This is a genomic window from Streptomyces sp. NPDC096132 (assembly GCF_044763345.1).
Lineage (GTDB): Bacteria > Actinomycetota > Actinomycetes > Streptomycetales > Streptomycetaceae > Streptomyces.
In genome coordinates this window covers 1-1,567 of sequence record NZ_JBIWGA010000092.1, presented here as the reverse complement: position 1 = coordinate 1,567, position 1,567 = coordinate 1, and the positions used below count along the sequence as shown (strand labels likewise).

General features: G+C 68.2%; 1 protein-coding gene and 1 pseudogene. Both read left to right on the top strand.

Annotated elements, in window-relative coordinates; all coding sequences use genetic code 11:
• The first annotated feature begins 113 nt into the window (after positions 1 to 113).
• Positions 114 to 743 carry a CoA transferase subunit B gene (locus tag ACIRF9_RS52625; protein WP_403837803.1) on the top strand — a complete coding sequence of 210 codons (630 nt, stop codon included), beginning with the start codon at positions 114 to 116 and terminating at the stop codon, positions 741 to 743.
• Between the two features lie 454 nt (positions 744 to 1,197).
• A pseudogene (locus tag ACIRF9_RS52620) lies at positions 1,198 to 1,567 on the top strand (hypothetical protein); the annotation flags it as partial.

Sequence of the window (1,567 nt, the reverse complement as noted above, 5' to 3'; positions counted from 1 at the left end):
GAGCCATCGAAGGCAGCCAGCATGAAAACCATCCCTGCCCCACCCGCGCAGTCCCAGAGTCGCGAACTCACGGGACCCACTCAAGAAGGTAGGGCGGCATGAGCGAGCGGCAGATCGGCTGGTCCCGGTCCCAGATGGCGGCGCGCGCCGCACATGAACTTCGCGACGGCGAGTACGTCAACCTCGGCATCGGCCTGCCGACACTCATCCCGAACTTCCTCCCGGCGGGGGTCCGGGTCACGCTGCACAGCGAGAACGGCATCCTCGGAACGGGCCCGTACCCGACCGCCGACGAGGTCGACGCCGACCTGATCAACGCCGGCAAGGAGACCGTCACGGTCAGCCCCGGGGCGTCGTTCTTCGACTCCGCGCAGAGCTTCGGCATGATCCGCGGCGGCCACATCGACACCGCCGTGCTCGGCGGCATGCAGGTCTCCGCCACCGGCGACCTGGCCAACTGGATGGTGCCCGGCAAGATGGTCAAGGGCATGGGCGGCGCGATGGACCTCGTACACGGCGCCAAGCGCGTCATCGTGCTCATGGAGCATGTCGCCAGGGACGGCTCCCACAAGATCGTCGCGGAGTGCACCCTGCCGCTCACCGGACAGGGCGTCGTACAGCGGATCATCACCGACCTGGCCGTGCTCGACCTCACCTCCGAGGGCTGCCGACTGGCCGAACTGGCACCCGGGGTCACCCTCGACGAACTGCGCGAGAAGACCGGTACTCCGGTCGCGGCCTGACGTACGAGGCGTAGGCGGCGGCCCATGCGACCCACGGTCACCGCCGCCGACCCCGATCCATGGAGCGGCTTCACCGGCTGCAGCTCAGCGTCGACCGGCTGGCGTCGGAGGCGGGGATGTCGCGCGCGACGTTCCACCTCTCTTTCGAGGACAAGAGCTTTCTGCTGCGCAGTCTCATCGCTCGGGTCTTGGGGGAGATCGTCGAGTCCGGCCGCACCTGGTGGGACCCGTTCGAACAGCGCGACCTGGCCTACTTCCAGACCTCGATGTCCGGGCTGATCGCGACGTACCGCGCCTTCAGTGGCCGCCACGAGCAATCAGGTCGCGCCACAACTGTGGCCAATTTCAGCCGTCAACAAGCATTGAATGCCACGATAGTTGACACCTCGCACATCCGGGCAGCAGGATCGGGGCGCCGCGTGAAGGCGGCACAGGCAAGAGGGGTGACCTCCCGATGGCGTTTCAGGCAGGAGGGCAGCGGTCCGCACCGCGGCCCGTCCCCGAGAGTCCCGAGGCCCAGGCGTATCTCCAGGACTACGCCGCCTACTTGGAGGCAGTCCCCTTCCCGTCCGTCGTCCTCGACCACCGCTGGGACGTGGTCCTGGCCAACACCGCTTTCGAGACACTTTTCCGGGACGTCGAGCCGCATCCGACGGCCCAGCCGGGCGACAACTTCCTCCGGTTCGTCCTCTTCCACCCGGACGCGGCCTCGGTCCTCGGCGACCACGAGTCCAGCTGGTGCCTGCCGATGCTCGCCTGTTTCGCGGCGGCCGTGGAGCGCCACGGGCACGACGCCGGACTGCAGGCGATCCGGCGGGAGATCG